16 protein-coding genes are annotated in these 19,879 nt (G+C 68.4%); 8 read left to right on the top strand and 8 right to left on the bottom strand.

From position 1 onward, the window contains the following. The first annotated feature begins 114 nt into the window (after window positions 1–114). Window positions 115–1,614 (top strand): CoA-acylating methylmalonate-semialdehyde dehydrogenase, encoded by a 1,500-nt coding sequence (locus CR157_RS05465; RefSeq protein WP_110282480.1) that lies wholly within the window; start codon window positions 115–117, stop codon window positions 1,612–1,614. A gap of 71 nt (window positions 1,615–1,685) precedes the next feature. Here CR157_RS05465 and CR157_RS05460 read toward each other — a convergent pair whose 3' ends face one another. After that, window positions 1,686–3,401, bottom strand: a complete 1,716-nt coding sequence (locus tag CR157_RS05460; RefSeq protein WP_110282479.1) for a hypothetical protein — start codon at window positions 3,399–3,401, stop codon at window positions 1,686–1,688. Between the two features lie 441 nt (window positions 3,402–3,842). Here CR157_RS05460 and CR157_RS05455 point away from each other — a divergent pair, with 441 nt between their 5' ends. Continuing rightward, window positions 3,843–4,430, top strand: a complete 588-nt coding sequence (locus CR157_RS05455) for a peroxidase-related enzyme (protein WP_110282845.1) — start codon at window positions 3,843–3,845, stop codon at window positions 4,428–4,430. A gap of 61 nt (window positions 4,431–4,491) precedes the next feature. Continuing rightward, window positions 4,492–5,256: an HNH endonuclease gene (locus tag CR157_RS05450; RefSeq protein ID WP_110282478.1), complete on the top strand. Its 765-nt coding sequence runs from the start codon at window positions 4,492–4,494 to the stop codon at window positions 5,254–5,256. A gap of 4 nt (window positions 5,257–5,260) precedes the next feature. Here the strand turns inward: CR157_RS05450 and CR157_RS05445 are convergent, their stop codons facing one another. Further along, window positions 5,261–5,938 carry a hypothetical protein gene (locus CR157_RS05445; RefSeq protein ID WP_110282477.1) on the bottom strand — a complete coding sequence of 226 codons (678 nt, stop codon included), beginning with the start codon at window positions 5,936–5,938 and terminating at the stop codon, window positions 5,261–5,263. Between the two features lie 225 nt (window positions 5,939–6,163). Here CR157_RS05445 and CR157_RS05440 point away from each other — a divergent pair, with 225 nt between their 5' ends. From CR157_RS05440 to ilvD, 3 genes are all read left to right on the top strand, one after another. Beyond that, window positions 6,164–7,570, top strand: a complete 1,407-nt coding sequence (locus CR157_RS05440) for a sodium:solute symporter family transporter (protein ID WP_110282476.1) — start codon at window positions 6,164–6,166, stop codon at window positions 7,568–7,570. After that, a complete protein-coding gene (locus CR157_RS05435; protein ID WP_110282475.1) occupies window positions 7,567–8,262 on the top strand; it encodes a TenA family protein in 696 nt (231 codons plus the stop codon). The genes CR157_RS05440 and CR157_RS05435 overlap by 4 nt, the downstream gene beginning before the upstream one ends. A 113-nt stretch (window positions 8,263–8,375) precedes the next feature. After that, a complete protein-coding gene (gene ilvD / locus CR157_RS05430; RefSeq protein ID WP_110282474.1) occupies window positions 8,376–10,064 on the top strand; it encodes a dihydroxy-acid dehydratase in 1,689 nt (562 codons plus the stop codon). A 70-nt stretch (window positions 10,065–10,134) separates the two neighbouring features. On the opposite strand, the gene CR157_RS05425 is transcribed toward ilvD, so the two are convergent. The 4 genes from CR157_RS05425 to senA form a co-directional block, all read right to left on the bottom strand. After that, window positions 10,135–11,622: a PhnE/PtxC family ABC transporter permease gene (locus CR157_RS05425; protein WP_110282473.1), complete on the bottom strand. Its 1,488-nt coding sequence runs from the start codon at window positions 11,620–11,622 to the stop codon at window positions 10,135–10,137. 2 nt (window positions 11,623–11,624) lie between these two features. Beyond that, on the bottom strand, window positions 11,625–12,272 hold the full coding sequence (locus tag CR157_RS05420) for an ATP-binding cassette domain-containing protein (RefSeq protein WP_240567024.1): 648 nt from the start codon (window positions 12,270–12,272) through the stop codon (window positions 11,625–11,627). 2 nt (window positions 12,273–12,274) lie between these two features. After that, complete coding sequence (locus tag CR157_RS05415) at window positions 12,275–13,150, bottom strand: putative selenate ABC transporter substrate-binding protein (protein ID WP_110282471.1); 876 nt, start codon at window positions 13,148–13,150, stop codon at window positions 12,275–12,277. A 99-nt stretch (window positions 13,151–13,249) separates the two neighbouring features. After that, window positions 13,250–14,599 (bottom strand): selenoneine synthase SenA, encoded by a 1,350-nt coding sequence (gene senA / locus CR157_RS05410; protein WP_110282470.1) that lies wholly within the window; start codon window positions 14,597–14,599, stop codon window positions 13,250–13,252. A 42-nt stretch (window positions 14,600–14,641) separates the two neighbouring features. On the opposite strand from senA, the gene senB reads away from it, so the two are divergent. Next, the gene (senB, locus tag CR157_RS05405; protein WP_219999879.1) at window positions 14,642–15,634 is read left to right on the top strand and encodes a selenoneine biosynthesis selenosugar synthase SenB; all 993 of its coding nucleotides are present in this window, start codon (window positions 14,642–14,644) and stop codon (window positions 15,632–15,634) included. A gap of 7 nt (window positions 15,635–15,641) precedes the next feature. On the opposite strand, the gene selD is transcribed toward senB, so the two are convergent. Continuing rightward, window positions 15,642–17,939 carry a selenide, water dikinase SelD gene (gene selD / locus CR157_RS05400; RefSeq protein WP_110282469.1) on the bottom strand — a complete coding sequence of 766 codons (2,298 nt, stop codon included), beginning with the start codon at window positions 17,937–17,939 and terminating at the stop codon, window positions 15,642–15,644. A gap of 136 nt (window positions 17,940–18,075) precedes the next feature. On the opposite strand from selD, the gene egtD reads away from it, so the two are divergent. Beyond that, complete coding sequence (gene egtD, locus CR157_RS05395) at window positions 18,076–19,038, top strand: L-histidine N(alpha)-methyltransferase (protein ID WP_110282468.1); 963 nt, start codon at window positions 18,076–18,078, stop codon at window positions 19,036–19,038. A gap of 229 nt (window positions 19,039–19,267) precedes the next feature. Here the strand turns inward: egtD and CR157_RS05390 are convergent, their stop codons facing one another. Then, window positions 19,268–19,546: an XRE family transcriptional regulator gene (locus CR157_RS05390; RefSeq protein WP_110282467.1), complete on the bottom strand. Its 279-nt coding sequence runs from the start codon at window positions 19,544–19,546 to the stop codon at window positions 19,268–19,270. Window positions 19,547–19,879 lie beyond the last annotated feature (333 nt).

Genomic DNA, 19,879 nt, shown 5'->3' with positions numbered 1-19,879 from the left:
TCGAGCGTCTGGATAGACTCGATGACATCACATTCCGTGCTGACATGCACATAAAGTCGAATGTCGACTTCCAGTGTCGAACAACAAGACAACGCAAGAGAGGAGCACGCCACCATGTCCATTCGCGAGATCCCCATGTACATCGACGGCCAGGCCGTCCCGTCCCAGAGCCAGGAGTGGCGCGACGTGGTCAACCCGGCCACCCAGGAAGTGGTCGCGCGGGTGCCGTTCTGCAGCGCCGAGGAAGTCGACCGCGCCGTGGCCAGCGCCAAGGAGGCCTTCAAGACCTGGCGCAAGGTGCCGCTGGGCAAGCGCATGCGCATCATGCTCAAGCTCCAGGCGCTGATCCGCGAGCACACCGGTGAGCTCGCCGCGCTGATCACCGAGGAGCACGGCAAGACCCTGCCCGACGCCGAGGGCGAGGTGGGCCGCGGCCTGGAAGTGGTCGAGCACGCCTGCTCGATCACCTCGCTGCAGCTGGGCGAACTGGCCGAGAACGCCGCCAACGAGGTCGACGTCTACACCCTGAACCAGCCGCTGGGCGTGGGCGCCGGCATCACCGCCTTCAACTTCCCGGTCATGCTGCCCTGCTTCATGTTCCCGCTGGCCATCGCCACCGGCAACACCTTCGTGCTCAAGCCCTCCGAGCAGGACCCCAGCTCCACCATGCGGCTGGTCGAGCTGGCCCACGAGGCCGGCGTGCCGGCGGGCGTGCTCAACGTGGTGCACGGCGGCCCGGACGTGGCCAACCAGATCGCCGACCACCCGGACATCAAGGCGCTCTCCTTCATCGGCTCGACCCATGTCGGCACGCAGCTCTACCGTCGTGCCAGCGAGGCCGGCAAGCGCATGCAGTCGATGATGGGCGCCAAGAACCACTGCGTGGTGATGCCCGACGCCAACCGCAGCCAGGCCATCAACAACCTGCTGGGCTCCGCCTTCGGTGCCGCCGGCCAGCGCTGCATGGCCAACTCCGTGGTGGTGCTGGTGGGCGAGGCTCAGGCGTGGCTCGAGGACATCGTCGAGGGCGCGCGGGCCATGAAGGTCGGCCCGGGCACCCAGCGCGATGCCGACCTCGGCCCGCTGGTCTCTTCGGCCGCCCGCGATCGCGTGGTACGCCTGATCGGCGTTGGCGAGCAGGAGGGCGCCAAGCTGCTGGTCGACGGCCGCGGCTGCCAGGTGGAGGGCTACCCGGACGGCAACTTCGTCGGCCCCACCGTCTTCGCCGACGTCAAGGCCGACATGACCATCTACCGCGAGGAGGTCTTCGGCCCCGTGCTGTGTGTGGTCAGCGTCGACACCCTGGATGAGGCGATCGAGTTCATCAACGCCAACCCCAACGGCAATGGCACCTCGATCTTCACCAACTCCGGCTGGGTGGCGCGGCGCTTCGAGACCGAGATCGACGTCGGCCAGGTGGGTATCAACGTGCCGATCCCGGTGCCGGTAGCCTACTTCAGCTTCACCGGCTCGCGCGGCTCCAAGCTGGGTGACCTGGGCCCCAACGGCAAGCAGGCGATCCAGTTCTGGACCCAGACCAAGACCGTCACCGCGCGCTGGTTCGAGCCCGAGAACGTCTCCAGCGGCATCAACAGCACCATCTCGCTGCACTGATACCGGCAAGGGCGTGAAACGCGGCCCCGTCTCGTGAGAGGCGGGGCCGTTTTTTATCTCAAGGGATGGCGCTAAGGGAAGCGCTCGGGCACCCCGAGGGTGGCGAACAGCTCCGCGAGCTCCGGAGCCTCCCGTCTGGCCCGCAGGATCATGGGGTCCACCACCGAGAAGCGGCCTGCCGAGGCTTGCAGGTACACCTTTCCGGTCGCGTCGTCGACAAAGCGGACCTCCGGCACCTTGGCGATGCACCGCTTGAGGAAGGCACAGTTCCTGCCGATCGACAGAGTGTCATCGTCGGGATAGACCTCCGCCGGGCATGTCGCCAGGGTGTTGATCTTCTTGTAGCGGTCGATGTTGACCAGGCCCAGGGGGGCCAGGATGTGAAGGACTTCGCGGGTGCCATGGGCGATGGTCGTCGGCGGGGTGTGCTTGGGGACGCTATTGTCCAGGAAGACGTACTCGAGCCGGGGATGCCGGCTGTCCAGCCACTTGAAGAGCAGCCTGGGCATCCCGTCATAGGCCTCCACGCAGTGCCCCAGGAAGTCCTCCACCGCCTTGTAACGCCCCCGCGTCAAGCCGCGCTCCCAGCCGCGCTCCACCGTCGCCTCCGGCGGGGTGACGACGAAATAGAAGTACATGGTGGCGACATGTTTCGCATAGGTGGCATCCAGGAGCCGCGGTACCCTGTCCATGGAGAAGCTGTCGAAGCGAAACCGGTCGATCAGCAGGTTCGGGATGGAGCGGTCGCGCTGGGCCTTGTCGCGGATGTAGCGGTCCAGCTTGGCATCGATGAGCTTGACCTCCTTGCCGGCCAGGCGACCGGCATACTTGTAGGCCTCGCCGAGGTCCTCATAGTCGAGGAGCAGGCGGCGCCAGATGTCGGGGGAGATGGTGCCGTACTGGTCGGGCTGGATGCCCAGGTCCCGCAAGGTGTCCTTCAGGAAGGGGCGCAGGGAGCTCTTGCCGGCTGCCGAGGCCCCCTTGAGGCTAATCAGGATCGGCTCTCTGGCGCAGGGGAGCCGGCCGTAGCCCTCGACTTTCATGGCTCGTTCGACATGGGGCGCTATCTTCTGGCCGAGGTGGCGGCTGCCGAAGTCGTTGCACACATGCTGGGTGATCAACCTCGCCAGCAGCTCCCGGTCCACCCCGATATGGCCCTGGGTGCCACCGATCGAATTCAGGACACGGTAAGTGCTCTTGTGGACGGCCCTCTCCAGTTCGGCTCGAGCGGCCAGTCCCTTGTCCTTGATGCCCCTGATCACGTCATGATGACGTTCCTCGATGGACCGGTGGTCCGTCTGCTGGGGCGGGGTACGGCGTTTGCCAAACCATCTGGACAGGAAGGAGTCTGGCTCGGGATCGACCACCGTTGGTTCGGGAGCGAAGGCCGCGGCGAGGATGTTGCCCACCCTGCCGTGTATCTCGTCATACAATCGGTCATACTCCTGCTGAAACGCCGGCAGATGGGGAGTCAGGTAGTCGGACAAGATCTTGAGCGTGATGCGGCGAAAGTGCTGCCCCAGCAGCTCCTCCTCTTCACCTTCGAGGACCACGACATCGGCCGTCACCTGCACGATCAGCTCGTGCAGCACCAGGCGTTCCGCCCGGAACGCGACCAACTCCTCTTCCGGGAGCCCGGTGAGGGCTCGCAGCTCCGGGATGTCGGACAGGTGAGAATAGACGTTGGCCGGTCGATGAATCGTCTCCAGGGGCTTGTAGCGCCTGGGCAGGTCGGCCTCGAGGCCGGGATTCCACGCCGAAAACTCGGCACCATCTCGATCAGCCATACCGGGAGTCCATGCATGCTGCGTCGTGTCGGGGCTTGACGAGGGCCTCGTCGGGCACCGCTTCGTGAGCCTAGCAGCCTGTCGGACTTAACGCTGATCTACTGCGAAACCCGGGCTTTCGGCCAATTTCATTCGATCTGATTCGTTAAATAGCGCGCTATTCGCCTCATCAGATCGATAAACTTGACTCGAAATCCGTCTTTCTCGCGACGATCGGTCAAATCCGACAGGCTGCTAGCCGCCTCCCAGGTCGAGAAGGACGGCCGGCCCCCATGGAGCGATAGTGGCCGACCTTGCATCGTGGGGCAATCCCCGCGGGAGGTTGGTCGCCGGGGAAGGGAGGCGGGCCGCTTCATATGCGACTGGACAAGATGCTTGACGTTGACGTTAGCTGTAGGTTACGCCTGATCACAAGACCCACAACCCCAGGAGCGCCCCGTGGTGACCCAGCCCATCAGCCGATTTCCCGTTCCCGAGTCGATCCACGACCTGCCCGATGACATCCGCGACGCCATGCTGGCGGTGCAGGAGAAGGCCGGCTTCGTGCCCAATGTCTTCCTGATGCTGGCCCATCGCCCGGCCGAATTCCGCGCCTTCTTCGCCTATCACGACGCCCTGATGGAGCGCGAGTCGGACACCCTGACCCAGGCCGAGAAGGAGATGATCGTGGTGGCCACCAGTGGGCGCAACCGCTGCCTCTACTGCGTGGTGGCCCACGGCGCCCTGGTGCGCATCTACAGCAAGGACCCGCTGCTCGCCGACCAGGTCGCCGTCAACCACCGCGTCGCCGACCTGAGCGAGCGCCACCGGGTGATGCTCGACTTCGCCTTCCACACGGGCCTGGAGGTGGGCGAGCTCACCGACGCGTGGCAGGCCCGCCTGCTCGAGGCTGGCTTCACCCTGGACGACATCTGGGACATCGGCGCCATCGCCGCCTTCTTCGGCATGTCCAACCGCCTGGTCACCCTCGCCGGCACCCCGCCCAACGAGGAATTCTACCTGATGGGCCGGGTGCCGAGGGAGAAGTGAGCAGACTGGCTTCTCCAAAGGTCCCGACGTAGGCTCGAGGCAGGGACGTTGAGGGGAAGTCATGACAACGGAAAGAAAGGCATGGACGGATCAAGACCGGCTACAGGTGTTGTCACTCTACTGCCGACTGACGTTTGGGCAGTTACACCGGGGACGGCCTGAAGTCATCCAGTTGGCCGAGTATCTGAGCCGCTCGGCCAATTCGGTTGCTATGAAGCTCTCCAATTACGCTAGTCTCGATCCCGAGGTGCTGGCGCTGGGCAAGAAGGGGCTCTCAGGTGCATCCCAACAGGACCGCCTGCTTTGGCAACGCTTTATCGCAGAACCGGAAACCGTGGCACGTGAGTGCGAGGAGGCCTGGTTGTCGCTCCATGGAGAGATGGAGCAAGGTGAGGGCAAACGGGAGCCTGACTATACGGGCAAGGACTCCGTGGGACTGCAGAAGCGGCGCGTGGGGCAGCCGCTCTTCCGCAAGGCAGTGATGATCCGCTATGACACTCGCTGTGTGATCACCGGGCTGTGCCATGAGGACCTGCTAATCGCTAGCCATATCGTCCCCTGGGAGGAACGTCCCGAATCACGCCTCGACCCGGCCAACGGGCTCTGTCTCAACGCCTTGCATGATCGCGCCTTCGACAAGGGTTTGTTGGCGATCGATGCTCGGGGGCGCATTTGCGTCTCTCACGAACTGGCTGAGGGTCACCACAATGGCCGGCTGAAAGGCCAGTTGATGGATCTCGACGGACAGCCTCTCGATCTGCCCCCAGCGACCTATCCCAATCGCGAGTACCTGGCTTGGCACTTCCGTGAGTGCTTTCGCCAGTAGCGAATCAGCTGAAGGGTCGGCACTCCTCCAGCAACTGCAGCACCGGCTTGAGCTGGCTCTCGTGCAGCAGCAGCACGCTGTCGCCGGCCTCTCCCTCGGCGGGGGCGATCACGGCGAACTCGCCTTCCTCTAGGTGGAACTCGTGGATCTCGCGGGGGCCGTCGGGCGTCTCGCAGTGGATGGCGCGGTAGGCGTCGTCCTCGCCATAGGTGAGGCGGTGGTAGACCTTGAAGAAGGTATAGAGGGTGAGGCCGTGCTCGAAGGCGGGCCAGCGGGCGGGGCTGGTGCGGGTCTCGTCGTCGAGGGACTGGCCGGCGGCCTCGGCGGCGGCGATGGCGGCGGCCAGCGGCCCGGCCAGCAGCGAGGCGTCGTCGCGGGGCAGGGGCGCCTGGGCCTCGAAGGCCCGGTGATAGCGGGTGGCAATATCGCGCAGGTCGTCCAGCGAACCGATCCGGTGGTCGCTGTGCTTGAGGTCGCCGGGTTCGAAGTAGCCGTTTTCCCAGCCATGGATCACGCGCAGGAGCAGCCGGCCATCGGCCATGGGCTGGCCGACCAGCGCCTCGACGGCCACGCGCAGGTGCAGGTGGCGCTCGGGCACCAGGTTGTCGAAGGCGGAGTAAGGGGCGGCGAAGATGGCATGCAGGCGCCCGGGGGCGTGTTCCTTGGCTTCGGTAAACGGCATGAGCGGGTTCCCAGCGAGGATGGTCGTTCGAAATCCGGCGTTGTTGTGTCATGCTATCGGATCGAACGTTATGTCGGCCCCTGTGGCCGTAACTTGAGGTTCGTTCACAATATTACATCCACTGTCGCCAGGGGAGTCCCGCCGCACCTTGCCGCGCGGGCTGAGAGGGCCACGAGCGCCGACCCTGGAACCTGACCCGGTTCACACCGGCGGAGGAAGCGCGACATGCCCTACCTGACGTCTGCCGTGCTCGGCGCGGCGCTGCTCTGTTTTGCCGTTCTCGGCCTCAGGGCCCGCCGTGCAGGCGGCCCCCTCGACGACTATGTCACCGCCCGCAACTCCCAGACCGCCTCGACCCTGGGGCTGTCGTTCCTGGCCTCGAGCATGGGGGCCTGGATTCTCTTCGCACCGCCGGAGATCGGTGCCTTCGTCGGCCCGGTGGCGCTGGCCGGCTACGCCATCGGCTCGTCGTTGCCGTTCCTCGTGCTGGGGCTCTACGGCCCGGCGATCCGCCGTCACCTTCCGGAAGGGCGCAGCATCGGCGAGTTTGCCGAGGCCTGCTACGGACCCGGGGTGCGCCGTTGGGTATCGCTGGTCTCGATCCTCTACATGGCCTGCTTCCTGGCGGCGGAACTGACCGCCATCGGCGCCATCGCCGCGCTGCTCTCCGAGGTGCCGCCGGCGCTGGTGGTGATGGGCGTGGCGGTGGTCACCCTGGTCTATACGGTGCTGGGGGGGCTGCGCGCCAGCCTGGCCACCGACCGCTGGCAGGCGTGGCTGCTGCTGGCCCTGCTGGCACTGGTCGGTGGGGTGGCGGTATGGCGGCTGCCGGAGATGCCGGTGGGGGCGGTGATGCCCTCGATTCCGGTGGGCAGTGCCCTGAGCGTGGCGCTGACGCTGGTGATCGCGGTGACCGCGGCCAACCTCTTCCATCAGGGTTACTGGCAGCGCATCTGGGCGGCCGAGAATGATCGGGCGCTGGGTCGTGGCGCCCTGCTGGGCGGGGTCAGCACCCTGTTGGTGATCCTGGCGATCGGTGCCCTGGGCATGCTGGCGGCCATGAGCGGGCTGCCGCTGGGCGAGCCGCCGATTCCCTTCTTCGCGCTGCTGTCCGCCGCGCCGGCGTGGCTGGGCCTGCCGGCACTGGTGCTGGCGGTGACCCTGGTGGCCTCCAGCGTGGATACCCTGCAGAACGCCATCGCCTCGCTGGCGGTGGCCAGCGCCGGTCGGCGCGGGCTCTCCGTCGGGGCGGCGCGTCTGGCCACGGTGGTGCTGATGGTCCCGGTGGTGTGGGTGGCGCTGCAGGGGCTCTCGGTGCTGCGCCTGTTCCTGATCGCCGACCTGCTGTGTGCCGCCATCGTGGTGCCGGTGCTGCTGGGCCTGTGGCGGCGCATGAGCCCGCTGGCGGCGGTGGCCGGCGGCGTGGCGGGTCTGCTCGGCGCCATCCTGCCCGGCTGGGTGGCCCAGGGCAGCCTGGCGGGCGGAGTGCTGGTGGCCAGCTTCCCGGACAGCATCCCGACCCTGCCGCCGTTCCTCGGCGCCCTGCTGGCGTCGACCCTGGTCAGCCTGTTGATCGCCTGGCGCCGGCCGGCTTCCCGATTCCCCCTGGCACGCGAAGGAGACGCCCGATGACCACCCGCTCGACCTGGAACGCCTGGGCCGCCGGCCGCGAATCGGCACGCATCACTGACTGGCTGCGTGAGATCAGCGAGCCCGACTGGTCGGCCACGGTGAACCATCCGCTGTTCGATGCCCTGGCCGAGGGGCGGCTCTCCGGCGAGGCCTTCGCCGCCTACATGGTGCAGGACTACGGCTTCGTCGACCCCTTCACCGCGCTGATCGGCCATGCCATCGGCCATGCACCGTGCATGGCCGACCGCGTGGTGCTGGGCCAGTTCATGGGCATGCTGACCAGCGACGAGAACAGCGTCTTCCAGCGCACCTTCGAGGCCTTCGGGGTGCCGGAGCAGGCCCGCGTGGCGCCCGACTACCTGGCGCCGACTCGAGACTTCCGCGGCCTGCTGCACGACACCGGCATGCACGGCAGCTATGCCGAGATGCTGGCGGTGCTGGTGGTCACGGAGTGGCTCTACCTGGAATGGGCCCGGCGGGTCACCCGCGCCGAAGGGCTGCCCCCCCTGATGGGGGAGTGGATCGACCTGCACGACAACCCGGCCTTCCAGGACTTCGTCGCCTGGCTGCGCCGGCGCCTGGACGAGGAGGCGGCCAGGCTGGATGACGCGGCCTTCGCGCGCATGGCCGAGCGCTTCCGCGAGACGGTGGCCAAGGAGCGGGCCTTCCACGACGCCGTGCATTCCCGCTGAGGCCATCGCCGACAGGGCAGCAGGGGCGGGGCCGTCGCCCCAGGCGGGTTGCCAGGCCGGCCTGCGCCAGCCACCCTCTGAAGGTCAATCCCAATCGACCAGGAGTCCGCCCCATGAGCGATACACCACAGGATCCCCGCCGACGCCACTCCGCCCCGGTGGTGGATGGCCCCGGCAAGGCCGCCAGCCGTGCCATGCTGCGGGCGGTGGGCTTCACCGACGAAGATTTCGTGAAGCCCCAGGTGGGCATCGCCTCGACCTGGAGCAACCTCACCCCCTGCAACAGCCATATCGACGAGCTGGCCGAACGCGCCAGTGCCGGTGCCGACGGTGCCGGGGGCAAGGGCGTGATCTTCAACACCATCACCATCTCCGACGGCATCGCCAACGGCACCGAGGGCATGAAGTACTCGCTGGTGTCGCGGGAGGTGATCGCCGACTCCATCGAGACGGTGGCGGGCTGCGAGGGCTTCGACGGCCTGGTGGCGATCGGCGGCTGCGACAAGAACATGCCGGGCTGCCTGATGGGCCTGGCGCGGCTGAACCGGCCCAGCGTCTTCGTCTACGGTGGCACCATCCTGCCTGGTGCCGGGCACACCGATATCGTCTCGGTGTTCGAGGCCATGGGCGCCTACAGCCGCGGCGATCTCGACCTGATCGAGGTGAAGCAGATCGAGGAGACGGCAATCCCCGGCCCAGGCTCCTGCGGCGGCATGTACACCGCCAACACCATGGCCTCGGCCATCGAGGCGCTGGGCATGAGCCTGCCGGGCAGCTCGGCCCAGAACGCGGTATCGCAGGCGAAACGCGACGACTGCGAAGCCGCTGGTGCGGCGGTGCTCGAACTGCTCGAGCGCGACATCAAGCCGTCGGACATCATGACCCGCGAGGCCTTCGAGAACGCCATCACCGTGGTGATCGCCCTGGGCGGCTCGACCAATGCGGTGCTGCACTTGATCGCCATGGCCCGCACCATGGGGGTCGAGCTCTCCCTCGAGGACTTCACCGCCCTCGGCAAGCGGGTGCCGGTGCTCGCCGACCTGCGCCCCAGCGGCCACTACATGATGAGCGAGCTGGTCGAGATCGGCGGCATCCAGCCGCTGATGAAGACGCTGCTCGACGCCGGGCTGCTGCACGGCGACTGCCTGACGGCCACCTGCCGGACGCTCGCCGAAAACCTGGCGGACGTGGCGCCCTATCCCGAGGGGCAGGCGATCATCGCCCCGCTGGAGGCGCCGCTCAAGGCCGAGAGCCACCTGCGGATCCTCTACGGCAACCTGGCGCCGGAAGGGGCGGTGGCCAAGATCACCGGCAAGGAGGGCACCCGGTTCTCGGGCACGGCCCGGGTCTTCGGCTCCGAGGAGGAGGCCCAGGCGCGCATCAACGACGGCAGCGTGGTGGCCGGCGACGTGGTGGTGATCCGCTACGAGGGGCCGAAGGGCGGGCCGGGCATGCGCGAGATGCTCACCCCGACCTCGGCGATCATGGGCCGGGGGCTCGGCAACGATGTGGCGCTGATCACCGACGGGCGCTTCTCCGGCGGCAGCCACGGCTTCGTGGTCGGCCATGTGACACCCGAGGCCTTCGACGGGGGGCCGCTGGCGCTGGTGGAGGACGGTGACACCATCACCATCGACGCCGAGGCCGACACCATCGAGGTGGGGCTTTCCGACGATGAGCTGATGCGCCGTCGCGCCGCCTGGCGGCAGCCGGCACCGCGCTACACCCGCGGCGTGCTGGCCAAGTACGCCAGGGCGGTGAGTTCCGCCTCCACCGGTGCGGTGACCGATCTGCCGGACTGACCCTGTCCCGAGTCCCATATAGAAACGCCCCTGCCGGCAGGGGCGTTCGTCTCTCGGGGCGGCAGGCCTGTCACGGCTCGCTCTGGGCGGTGTGGCTCAGGCGCAGGCGGGCGCGCAGCCGGCGGGCGAGAATATCCACGCCGATGTTGAGCAGGGCGGTGATCACGATGAGCACCATGGCGCGGTCGAAGCGCAGCTCCTGGATGGCGCTGTCGACGTGGAAGCCCAGGGTGGCGATGCCGAGAATGCCCAGTATCGCCGTCTCGCGCATGATGATCTCCCAGCGGTAGAAGAGCAGCGCCAGGAAGGGGCCGTAGACGCGCGGCGCCACCTCGTAGGCGTAGCGGTTCATGCCACCGGGGGCGTCCTGGCGCAGCTGGATCTCGTTGCTGCGGCGCCCGATCAGGTGGCCGATGATGCCGCCGTTGTGCAGCGCCAGGGCGACCACCGCCGGCAGCATCGAGGGTCCCCACAGCTGCAGCAGGATGAAGGCCAGCAGGTACTCCGGGGTGGAGCGCATCACCACCAATACCCCATGCCCCAGGGCGCCGCGCACCCGGCCAGTGAAATGCCGCCCCGTGAAATGATGAGAGATCAGCGGGAACAGCGTCATCGCCAGCGCGCCGGTGAGCACCATGGCGATCTGGGTCAGCAGCAGCGTATTCCAGATGCCGGGCAGGGCCTGGTGGGCGAGGAGGTCACCCAGCCAGGGCAGGAGGCCGCCGAGCCCCTCGCCGTTGCGCAGCGGGGCGGGCACGATGTCCTCGGTGAAGAAGCGCGCGACGTTGCTCCACATGATCGGCAGCCCGGTGCCCAGCAGGAAGGGGGAGGCCAGCAGGTAGAGGGGCAGCAGCCGTGGCCGTGCCCACAGCCGCAGGGAGGCGATGAGGGCGTAGAACAGCAGCAGCAGTGCACCGACGGTAGCGTAGTGACCCTGGGCGAAAGCGCCCGCGAGGTGAAAGCCCAGGGTCGGCATGCCGACGAAGCCGATCACCGCGCTGGAGCGCAGGCCGCACTCGAGCCGGTAGGCCGTATAGCTGACCAGGTGCGGCCAGGCCTGACTGATGCGGGTGTAGACCAGCGCCGAGAGTCGCCCGGCGCGCCGCGGCAGGGTGCGTTCCGGCTGCGGGTCGCACTCGTCGAGGATCTCGGCATAGACCTTGGCGAAGGTGCCGGCGTAGGGGATGGCAATGGCCAGTACCCCGGTGATCGGGTGCAGGCCGAAGCTCTGCAGGAAGATCAGCGCCCAGAACAGCTCATGGATGGCGCGGATGAAGGCGCAGAAGGTGCGCACCCAGACATGCCCGAAGAGCAGGGCCAGCAGCATGCCCGCCGCCGCGCCGAGCCCCACGCCGGTGAAGGCGAAGGCCACCGTCCGCAGCAGGGCCTCGCCGAGGAAGTCGACGCGGGAGAAGTCGGGCTGGATCAGCCCCATGAACAGGCGGCCCAGCGCCTGCCAGGGGGCGTGGGTACTGATCTCGAAGTCGCCGAACAGCAGGCACACCCCGGCCAGCAGGATCAGTCCCAGGGTGACGCGACGGGTGGCGGTCAGCGGCATGATCAGTAGAGCGGCAGGAGGTCGGTGGCGGCCAGCCGCTGGCTGGGCTGGTCGATGGCGATGGCGCCATCCCGGATACCGATCACCCGGGTGCAGTAGCGCAGCGCCAGTTCCACGTCGTGCATGGCCAGCACCGCGGTCGGATAGGCATCGGTCAGGGCGGTCAGGGTCACCTCGGACAGGGGGCCATCCAGCGCCGAGACCGGCTCGTCGGCGAGCAGCATCCCGCCGCCCTGATGGACGACCCGCGCCACGGCGACGCGCTGGCGTTGCCCGCCGGAGAGTTCGCCGCAGGGGGTCCAGAGCCTGTCGTCGAGGCCGAGCCGGGTGAGCAGGGCGCCGATCTCCGCCACGTCACCCGGCCGCGGGCGCACCAGGGTCAGCAGGTTGCGCCACCAGGGGTGCCGGTCGAGCCGGCCCATGTAGACGTTGTGGAATACCGAGAGCGTGGCCACCAGGCCGAGGTCCTGGGGCATCAGGGCGGCCCCCTGGTCGCGCCAGCGGTCATACATCACCGACAGCAGCGTCGACTTGCCGGCACCGCTCCTGCCGACCAGCGCCACGCGCTCGCCACGCGTCAGCGTCAGGCTCAGCGGGCCTAGCACGCGGATCTCGCCATAGGCGGCGACGGCGTCATGCAGCGCCAGCATGGTCATTCGTCGATCAGCCCCAGGGACTGCGCGACCTCGAGGATTTCCCGGTAGTCGTCGTTCTCGGCCGGGATGAAGCCCGAGCGCGGGAAGCTGGCCAGCAGGTTGGGGTCATCCATGTCGAGCAGCGCCTGTTGCAGGCGCTCGGTGAAGCCATCGCCGAAGCGCTCGTCGACATCGCCGCGGACCGTCCACTGGTAGTCGGGATAGGGCGGCGATTCCCAGATCACCTGGACGCGCTCGGCATCGACGCTGCCGCTTGCCACCTCGTTCTCCCAGGCCTTGTAGCTGACCACCCCGGCCTGGTAGGCACCGGACTGCACCACCGCGATGGTGCGGCTGTGGTTGCCGCTGAAGCCGACCCGGTCGAACAGCTCGTCGGGCGACGCGCCGAGGTCCCGGCGCAGGTAGTGCTCCGGCATCAGGCGCCCGGAGGTCGAGCTCCGGGAGCCGAAGCTGAAGGTCAGGCCGCGCAGCCCCTCGGGGGCGCTGTCACCGTCGTGGGGCGCGAGGCCGATGGCCCGGTTGGCGATGAAGTAGCTGCGGTATTCGGGGTCCTCCACGCCCTGGGCGATGGCCCGGGAGCCCGGCACCAGCTGGCGTGCCTGCACGCCGGTGAAGCCGCCGAACCAGGCCAGCTGCACCTGGTTGTTGCGAAAGGCGGTGACCGAGGCGGCGTAGGAAGTGACCGGGATGAAGCGCACCTCGACATCGAGCGCCTCGGCGAGGTAGTCGGCCACGGCCTGGAAGCGTTGCTGCAGGCGCGTCTCGTCCTCGTCGGGAATGGCGGTGAAGACCAGGGGCTGGCCAGCGGCCAGGGCCGGGGTGGAGAGAGTGACGAGCAGGAGGGCCAGGGCAAGGGGCAGGCATCTGAGCATGGAGAGCAACCCTTATGGGACGTTGTAAGTAGCAAGTGGGCAGTGGAACCAGGGTCAGCGGAAAGGCCATGATACCGAAAATTGCCGAGGCATCCCGTCTCAGAGGGCGCAGGTGCGAAAGCCGGCCAGGATGTCGTTACGGTCCGGGGTGAAGAAGTTGCGGTAGCCGTTGTGGATCAGCCGTGCCCGCGTGGCCCAGGCGCCGCCGCGCAGCACGTAGCGGCCCTCCTGGAACCAGGGCGCCGAATAGTCGCGGTAGAGCTCGGGGCGGAACCCCGGGAAGGGGCCGAAGGGCGAGGCCGTCCATTCCCAGACGTTGCCCAGCATCTGTCGGCAGCCGAAGGCGCTGTCGCCGTCGGGAAGCGCCGCCACATCGAGGCGTCCCAGGCGCCAGCCATCCAGGTTGGCCAGGCCGGCATCCGGCGGCGTATCGCCCCAGGGGTGGCGGCGCTTGCCCGGTGCCAGGGAGCGACCGTCGGAGCTCGGCTCCCGGCTGGCGGCGACCTCCCATTCGGCCTCGCTGGGCAAGCGGCGGCCGGCCCAGCGGCACCAGGCCTCGGCCTCGTACCAGCTGACGTGCACGACCGGCTGATGGGGGGGCAGCGGCAGCCATTGATCGAAGGCGCGCTCCTCCCAGCCTCGGTTGGCACCCTGGCGCCAGTAGACGGGCGCCTGCAGGTCCTGCTGCTGGCGCCATTGCCAGCCGGCCTCGCTCCACAGCTCGCGTCGCCGATAGCCCCCGTCGTCGACGAAGGCGGCGAAGTCGGCGTTGGTGACCGGCGCCCGGGCGATCGAGAAGGGCGTCACCTCGACCTCCATGGGCGGCTTCTCGTTGTCGAAGCGGAAGGGCTGGGTCTCGTCGGAACCCAGGAGATGGCGCCCGCCCGGGATGTCGACATCCCCGGGCAGCGCACCGGCGGGGAGCTCGGCGGCGGACGCAGTGGTGGGATAGCCCCGGGGTGGCGTGCCCAGTGCGGGGGGCGGGTCGCCCAGGGTCTGGCGCGTATAGAGGAAGGCCTCGCCGTGCATGTCCTCGTGCAGGGTGGTGAGCTGGTAGACATAGCTCTGGGCGGCACTGGAGTCGCCGTCGGGCAGGCGCTCGAGCATGGCCTGCTGCACCCGTGACAGGTAGTCCAGGGTCTCCTCGCGAGACGGCAGCGGTAGCGACCAACGGTCATCATGGGCGATGCTGCTGGAATCGAACAGCCGGTCGGCATCGGCGAGCCGGTAGTCGGGCAGACCATAGAGGCCGCGTAGGGCGAAATGGTCGTGGAAGTAGCCCAGGTGGCCGAGCTCCCACAGCGGGGGATTGACGATCGCCAGCCGCGGGCCGAGTTCGCGGGCCTCGAGGATGTCCCGCATCAGCGCCAGGCTGCGCTCGCGGGCATCGGTGAGCATCGCCGCCAGCGCGTCAGCGGGTTGCGGGGGTGTCGAAGGCGTCTGGATCATGCCGACCTCGTCGAGGGGTGGGGCGGTGAGGGAGTGTGAATAGTGTTGAAGGTAGCCCTGATCACACCGGCGCGTCGAGGGTCTCGCGCCGGCAACCGGGCCACGGCGACCCGCTGGGCGGGGCTGCTGCACGAACTGGGCTGCCGGGTGCGCATCGCGGGATCCGAAGAGGGTGCTGAGGGCTGCCGCCTGGCCGGCCAGCCACCGGAGCTGGTGCTGGCGCTGCATGCCACGCGAAGCCACGCCGCCATTCGCGCCTGTCGCGCCGCCTTTCCGGGGTGTCCGATGGTGGTGGTGCTGACGGGGACCGACGTCTACCGCTTCCAGCACAGCCACCCCGAGGCGTTTCTCGACAGCCTCGCCGCCAGCGATGCCCTGATCGGCCTGCATGATTGCCTGGCCGAGGATCTCCCGCCGCGCTTCCTGTCGCGTCTGCATGTCGTCCACCAGTCGGCGCGGCCCCTGCCGCCCCAGGCGCCTCGACCTGTCCGACGCTGGTTCGAGGTGCTGGTCGCCGGCCATCTGCGCGAGGAGAAGGACTCGTTGCGCGCGGCCCTGGCGATGCGCGAGCTGCCGTCGACGTCGCGGTTGCGCGTGGTACAGCTCGGCGGCGCCCACAGCCCGGAGTGGGCCGACGCCGCCCGCGACGAGATGGCACGCAACGGGCGTTACCGCTGGCTCGGCGACCTGCCCCGCTGGCGGGTGCGCCAGTGGATGGCCCGGGCACGGCTGATGGTGATCAGCTCGCGCATGGAAGGGGGCGCCAATGTGGTCAGCGAGGCCTGCGTGGCCGGGCTGCCGGTACTGGCCTCGGCGATACCCGGCAATCGCGGCCTGCTGGGCGATGACTACGCTGGCTATTTCCCGGTGGCCGACACCGCGGCCCTGAGGGACCTGCTGCGCCGTGTCGAGGCGGAGCCGGCCTTCGTCGACCGGCTCCGCCGGCAGGTGCTGGCGCGCGCGCCGCTGTTTCGCCCCGAGGCCGAACGGGAGGGGCTGGCACGGGTGATCGACGCCTGCGGACTGACACCCTGACACCGCCTCAGCCCTTTAGGTGGATGGGCTCCAGCGCTTCGCCGGGTTCGAGGACGCGGCCGATAACGGCGGCCCGGGCGTAGCCCAGCGCATGCAGGGCCTCCAGGCAGGCCGCCGCGTGCTCGGCGGGCACGCTGGCCAGCAGGCCGCCGGCGGTCTGGGGATCGAACAGCAGCGGGTAGCGGGGGTGCTCGATCCAGGCCGCCTGGTCGCGGATGGCTCGGCGCAGGCGCACGTTGGCGGGCTGCAGCGAACTCAGGATCCCGGCGGCGACGGTCTCCTCGGCGCCCTCGAGCAGCGGCAGTGCTGCCAGGTCGAGCTCGGCATCCACCTCCGAGGGACGCGTCATCTCGACCAGGTGGCCCAGCAGGCCGAAGCCGGTGAGATCGGTGCAGGCGGTGGCGCCGTGCTCGCGCAGGCAGGCCGCGGCCCGGCGGCTGGACTGGCACATGCTCTCGAGGGCGGCGTCGATCCAGCGGCCCCGGGCGCCCAGCCGGGCGTGGGCGGCGAACAGCGTGCCGGTGCCGATGGGCTTGGTCAGGATCAGCACCTGGCCCGGGCGCAGGCCGCCTTTCGTCAGGACGCTGTCGCTCAGGGCACCGTCGCCGTCGGCGTCGATCAGGCCGTTGACGGCGAAGCCCAGGGCCAGTTCCATGCCCTCGCCGGTGTGTCCGCCGACCAGGGCGCAGTCGGCGGCGTTGAGCACCTCGAGTGCACCGCTCATCATCTGGAAGACGGTGTCCTCGACCTTGGCCTCGAGCCCCTGGGGGACCGTGGCCACGGCGGTGGCGGTCTGCGCCTCGGCGCCCATGGCGAAGATGTCGCCCAGGGCGTGGTTGGCGGCGACCTTGCCGAACACATAGGGGTCGTCGATGAAGGCGCGGAAGAAGTCCACGGTATGCACCATGGCCTTGCCCGGCGGCACCCGCACCACGGCGGCATCATCCGGGGCGTGAAGGCCCACCAGCACTTCGTCCCGGTCCACCGGCCGAAGGGTCGCGAGGGCCCGGGACAGCACCGAGGCGCCGACCTTGGCCCCGCAACCGCCGCAGCGCATGGCGATGGCCGAGATCGCCTGGGCGTTTTCCTCCTCGTCGAGGGCCACCCGGCTTGTCCGGGGCGCCTTCAACGCGTCGCCTTCCATCGGCGGCAGGTCGTTGAATTTGGCCATGAAGCGCTGATCGATCCAGTCTTTCCAGCGCCACACCCAGTCGCCGGCCAGGCAGAGCCCGCCGCGTGATGCCACGGCGTGACGGTCGCCGGTGCTGATCAGGGCCAGCCACTTCGCCTGGGGGCGGTAGGGCTTCAGGGGGCGGCCGGTCACGGCGGCGCGCAGGTTGTCGGCCAGCGGACGTCCCTGGCGCACGGCGAAGACCCCGGCCTTCTCGCGGGGGTGATTGACCTGGCTGGCGATATCGCCGGCGGCGAAGACCCGCGGATCCGACAGCGACTGCAGGGTGTCGTCGACCCTGATGAAGCCGTCGTCGTCGAGCGCCAGGCGGGTATCGCGCAGCCAGGCGGCGCCGCCGGCGTCGGTGACCCAGACGATCTCGTCGGCGGCGTACCAGGTGCCGTCGGCACCCTGCAGTCGCCCCCCCGCGACGTCGACGATGTCGGTGGCGGTATGGACCTCGACACGGCGCCTGGCCAGCGTGGAAAGGAAGTGCGCGCGCACGCGGGCATTGTGGGTGGGCAGGATCCGCTCGCCGCGGGTGAACAGGGCAAAGGTCAGCTCGCCGGGGTCGCGCTCCAGGGCCACCAGCTCCCTGCGCAGCCGGTACTGCATGGCGAGCAGCAGTTCGACCCCGCCGGCGCCGCCGCCGACCACCGCCACCCGGGTGCGGCCCGCATGGTGCTTGACGCGCTCCAGCAGCGTCTGCCAACGGTCGTTGAAGCGATGGATGGGCTTGACCGGCACGGCGTGATCGCCGGCGCCGTTGACCGAGTCCACGCGGGGCGTCGAGCCGATATTGATCGACATCTGGTCATAGGGCACCGGCGGCCGCGTGCGGCAGAGCACCTGCCGGGCGTCGTGGTCGATGCCGACGACCTCGTCGCCGAAGAAGCGCGCCCCGGCGTACTCCGCCAGTCGGCGCAGGTCGATATGCACCTCGTCGTAGCGGTAATGCCCGGCGACATACCCCGGCAGCATGCCCGAGTAGGGGGTGTGCGTATCGCGGCAGATCAGGGTGAGCCTGACGCCGGGTTCCGGGCGCATGGCGAAACGCTTGAGGACGCCGACGTGAGTGTGGCCGCCGCCGACCAGCACGATATCCCGTAACACCGGTTGCTGCGGTTGCTGCATGGTCAGGCTCGCTCTAGATTGATGAGACGTTGGCGTTGCCGCCACAGTCTAAAGGTAAACCGATAACGCGACGCCATCCCGGCGTCGGCGTAGTGTCGAATCCTGCCCCAGAACCTTTCGCCAGCGAGGGTCCTTGATGTCCACTGCCGTGCATTTCCATGACCAGCACCTCGACGAAGCAGGACTGTCGTTTCGCGATGAGGTGATCGCCGGGCTTGGCGACTCTCCCAAGGCCTTGTCGCCCAAGTACTTCTATGATGAACGGGGCTCCCTGCTCTTCGAGGCCATCTGCCGCCAGCCCGAGTACTACCTGACCCGGACCGAGGAGGGCATCCTGGCCGAGGCCGCCGAGGAGATCGCGGCGCTCGTCGGGCCGGAGTCGCTGCTGGTCGAGCTGGGCAGCGGGGCCAGTCGCAAGGTGCGACTGCTGCTGGAGGCGATGCGCCCGAGTCGTTACCTGGGGGTGGATATCTCCCGCGACTTCCTGCTGCAGAGCACCCGTCGCCTGGCGGCCGACTACCCCTGGCTCGAGGTGCACGCGGCCTGGGCGGATTTCTCGGAGCGACTGCACTTGCCGGCGGGTATCGAGGGGCGGCGGGTGGTGGCCTTCTTTCCCGGCTCGAGCATCGGCAACTTCGCGCCGGCCGAGGCCGAGGCCTTTCTCGGCCGGCTGCGCCAGGCCCTGCCCCCGGGCAGTGGGGTGCTGATCGGCGTCGACCTGGTCAAGGACCGGCGCCTTCTCGAGGCGGCCTACAACGATGCCGCCGGGGTCACGGCGGCGTTCAATCTCAACCTGCTGGAGCGCATGCGCCGGCAACTGGGTGCCTCGGTGGAGCCCGCCAACTTCCGGCATCGGGCGTTCTTCGATGCAGCGGCATCGCGCATCGAGATGCACCTGGTCAGTCAGTGCCCGCAGACCATTATCCTCGATGAGCACCGCTTCGAGTTCGCCCGGGGCGAGACGCTGCATACCGAAAACTCCTGCAAGTACAGTCGCGAGGGGTTCCAGGCGTTGGCCAGGCGAGCCGGGTATCGGTCGAGCGCGGTCTGGAGTGACGCCGAGGGGCTGTTCAGCGTGCACTATCTCTCGAGTGACTGATTCTCGAGTGACTGATTCTCGAGTGACTGACACTCGAGTGGCCGCTGCGGCGCGGCTGGAAGATCCGTTCGGGTGACCGGCCAATGGCTCGGCAGAGACGCTGAGCGAGGGTGGGGCCCTCTGCGCGAGCACGAGGGGGGCGCCCTTGCCGGTTGGGCGGAAGAGGCGCCCTGACGGAAACGTCCCGCCGGATGGCGGGACGTTCGGCGTTCGGGAAGAAGCGCGGCGACTAGTGTGGCGAGGTCTGGGAATCGATGGTGCGATAGAGCTGGCGCAACTCGTCGATCGAGAGGTGCTCGAGGCGGCCGGCCAGCAGGTCGCTGATCTTCTGCATCGGCAAACCGGCGCGGCGGGCGATCTCGCGGCTACCGAGATCGGACACGGCGATCAGCCGGGTGATGATGCGCATGAGGCGTGTACGGTGTTCCAGGTCCCTGACGTCAAGGTCAGGGCTGCTTCGCGGAGGGTCGATCAGTTCCGCGTGGGCGGTATGACGTGCCGTGCTCATGATGCTCCAGGTAACGATGGCGACGAGTACATCATGGGGGCTTTGCGCGCTTTTTGCCAGTGTCGATTCGTTGATGTTCTGGTGGCATGGGAAACGGGGGCCTCGGGGACGCAGGGGCGGTTCGGTCGTGCAAGATAACGAACGCTTCGCCCGGTCGGCCGATGCGCCGACTCGATGCCCCCTGTTGTCGGGTGTTCGTTGGTAACTATTTGACGTAAAGATTGTTTTCTTGATTTATTGACCGAGCCGGAGGGGCCGCGCGAGGCCCGGAGCCGGATGCGGTTGCGACGAAAGCTTGGCGATATTTTACAAAGATATCTTGCTGGGGCTGAC

Source organism: Halomonas sp. LBP4, from assembly GCF_003202205.1.
Taxonomy (GTDB): Bacteria; Pseudomonadota; Gammaproteobacteria; order Pseudomonadales; family Halomonadaceae; genus Halomonas; species Halomonas flagellata.
This window is presented reverse-complemented; position numbering and strand designations above follow the sequence as displayed.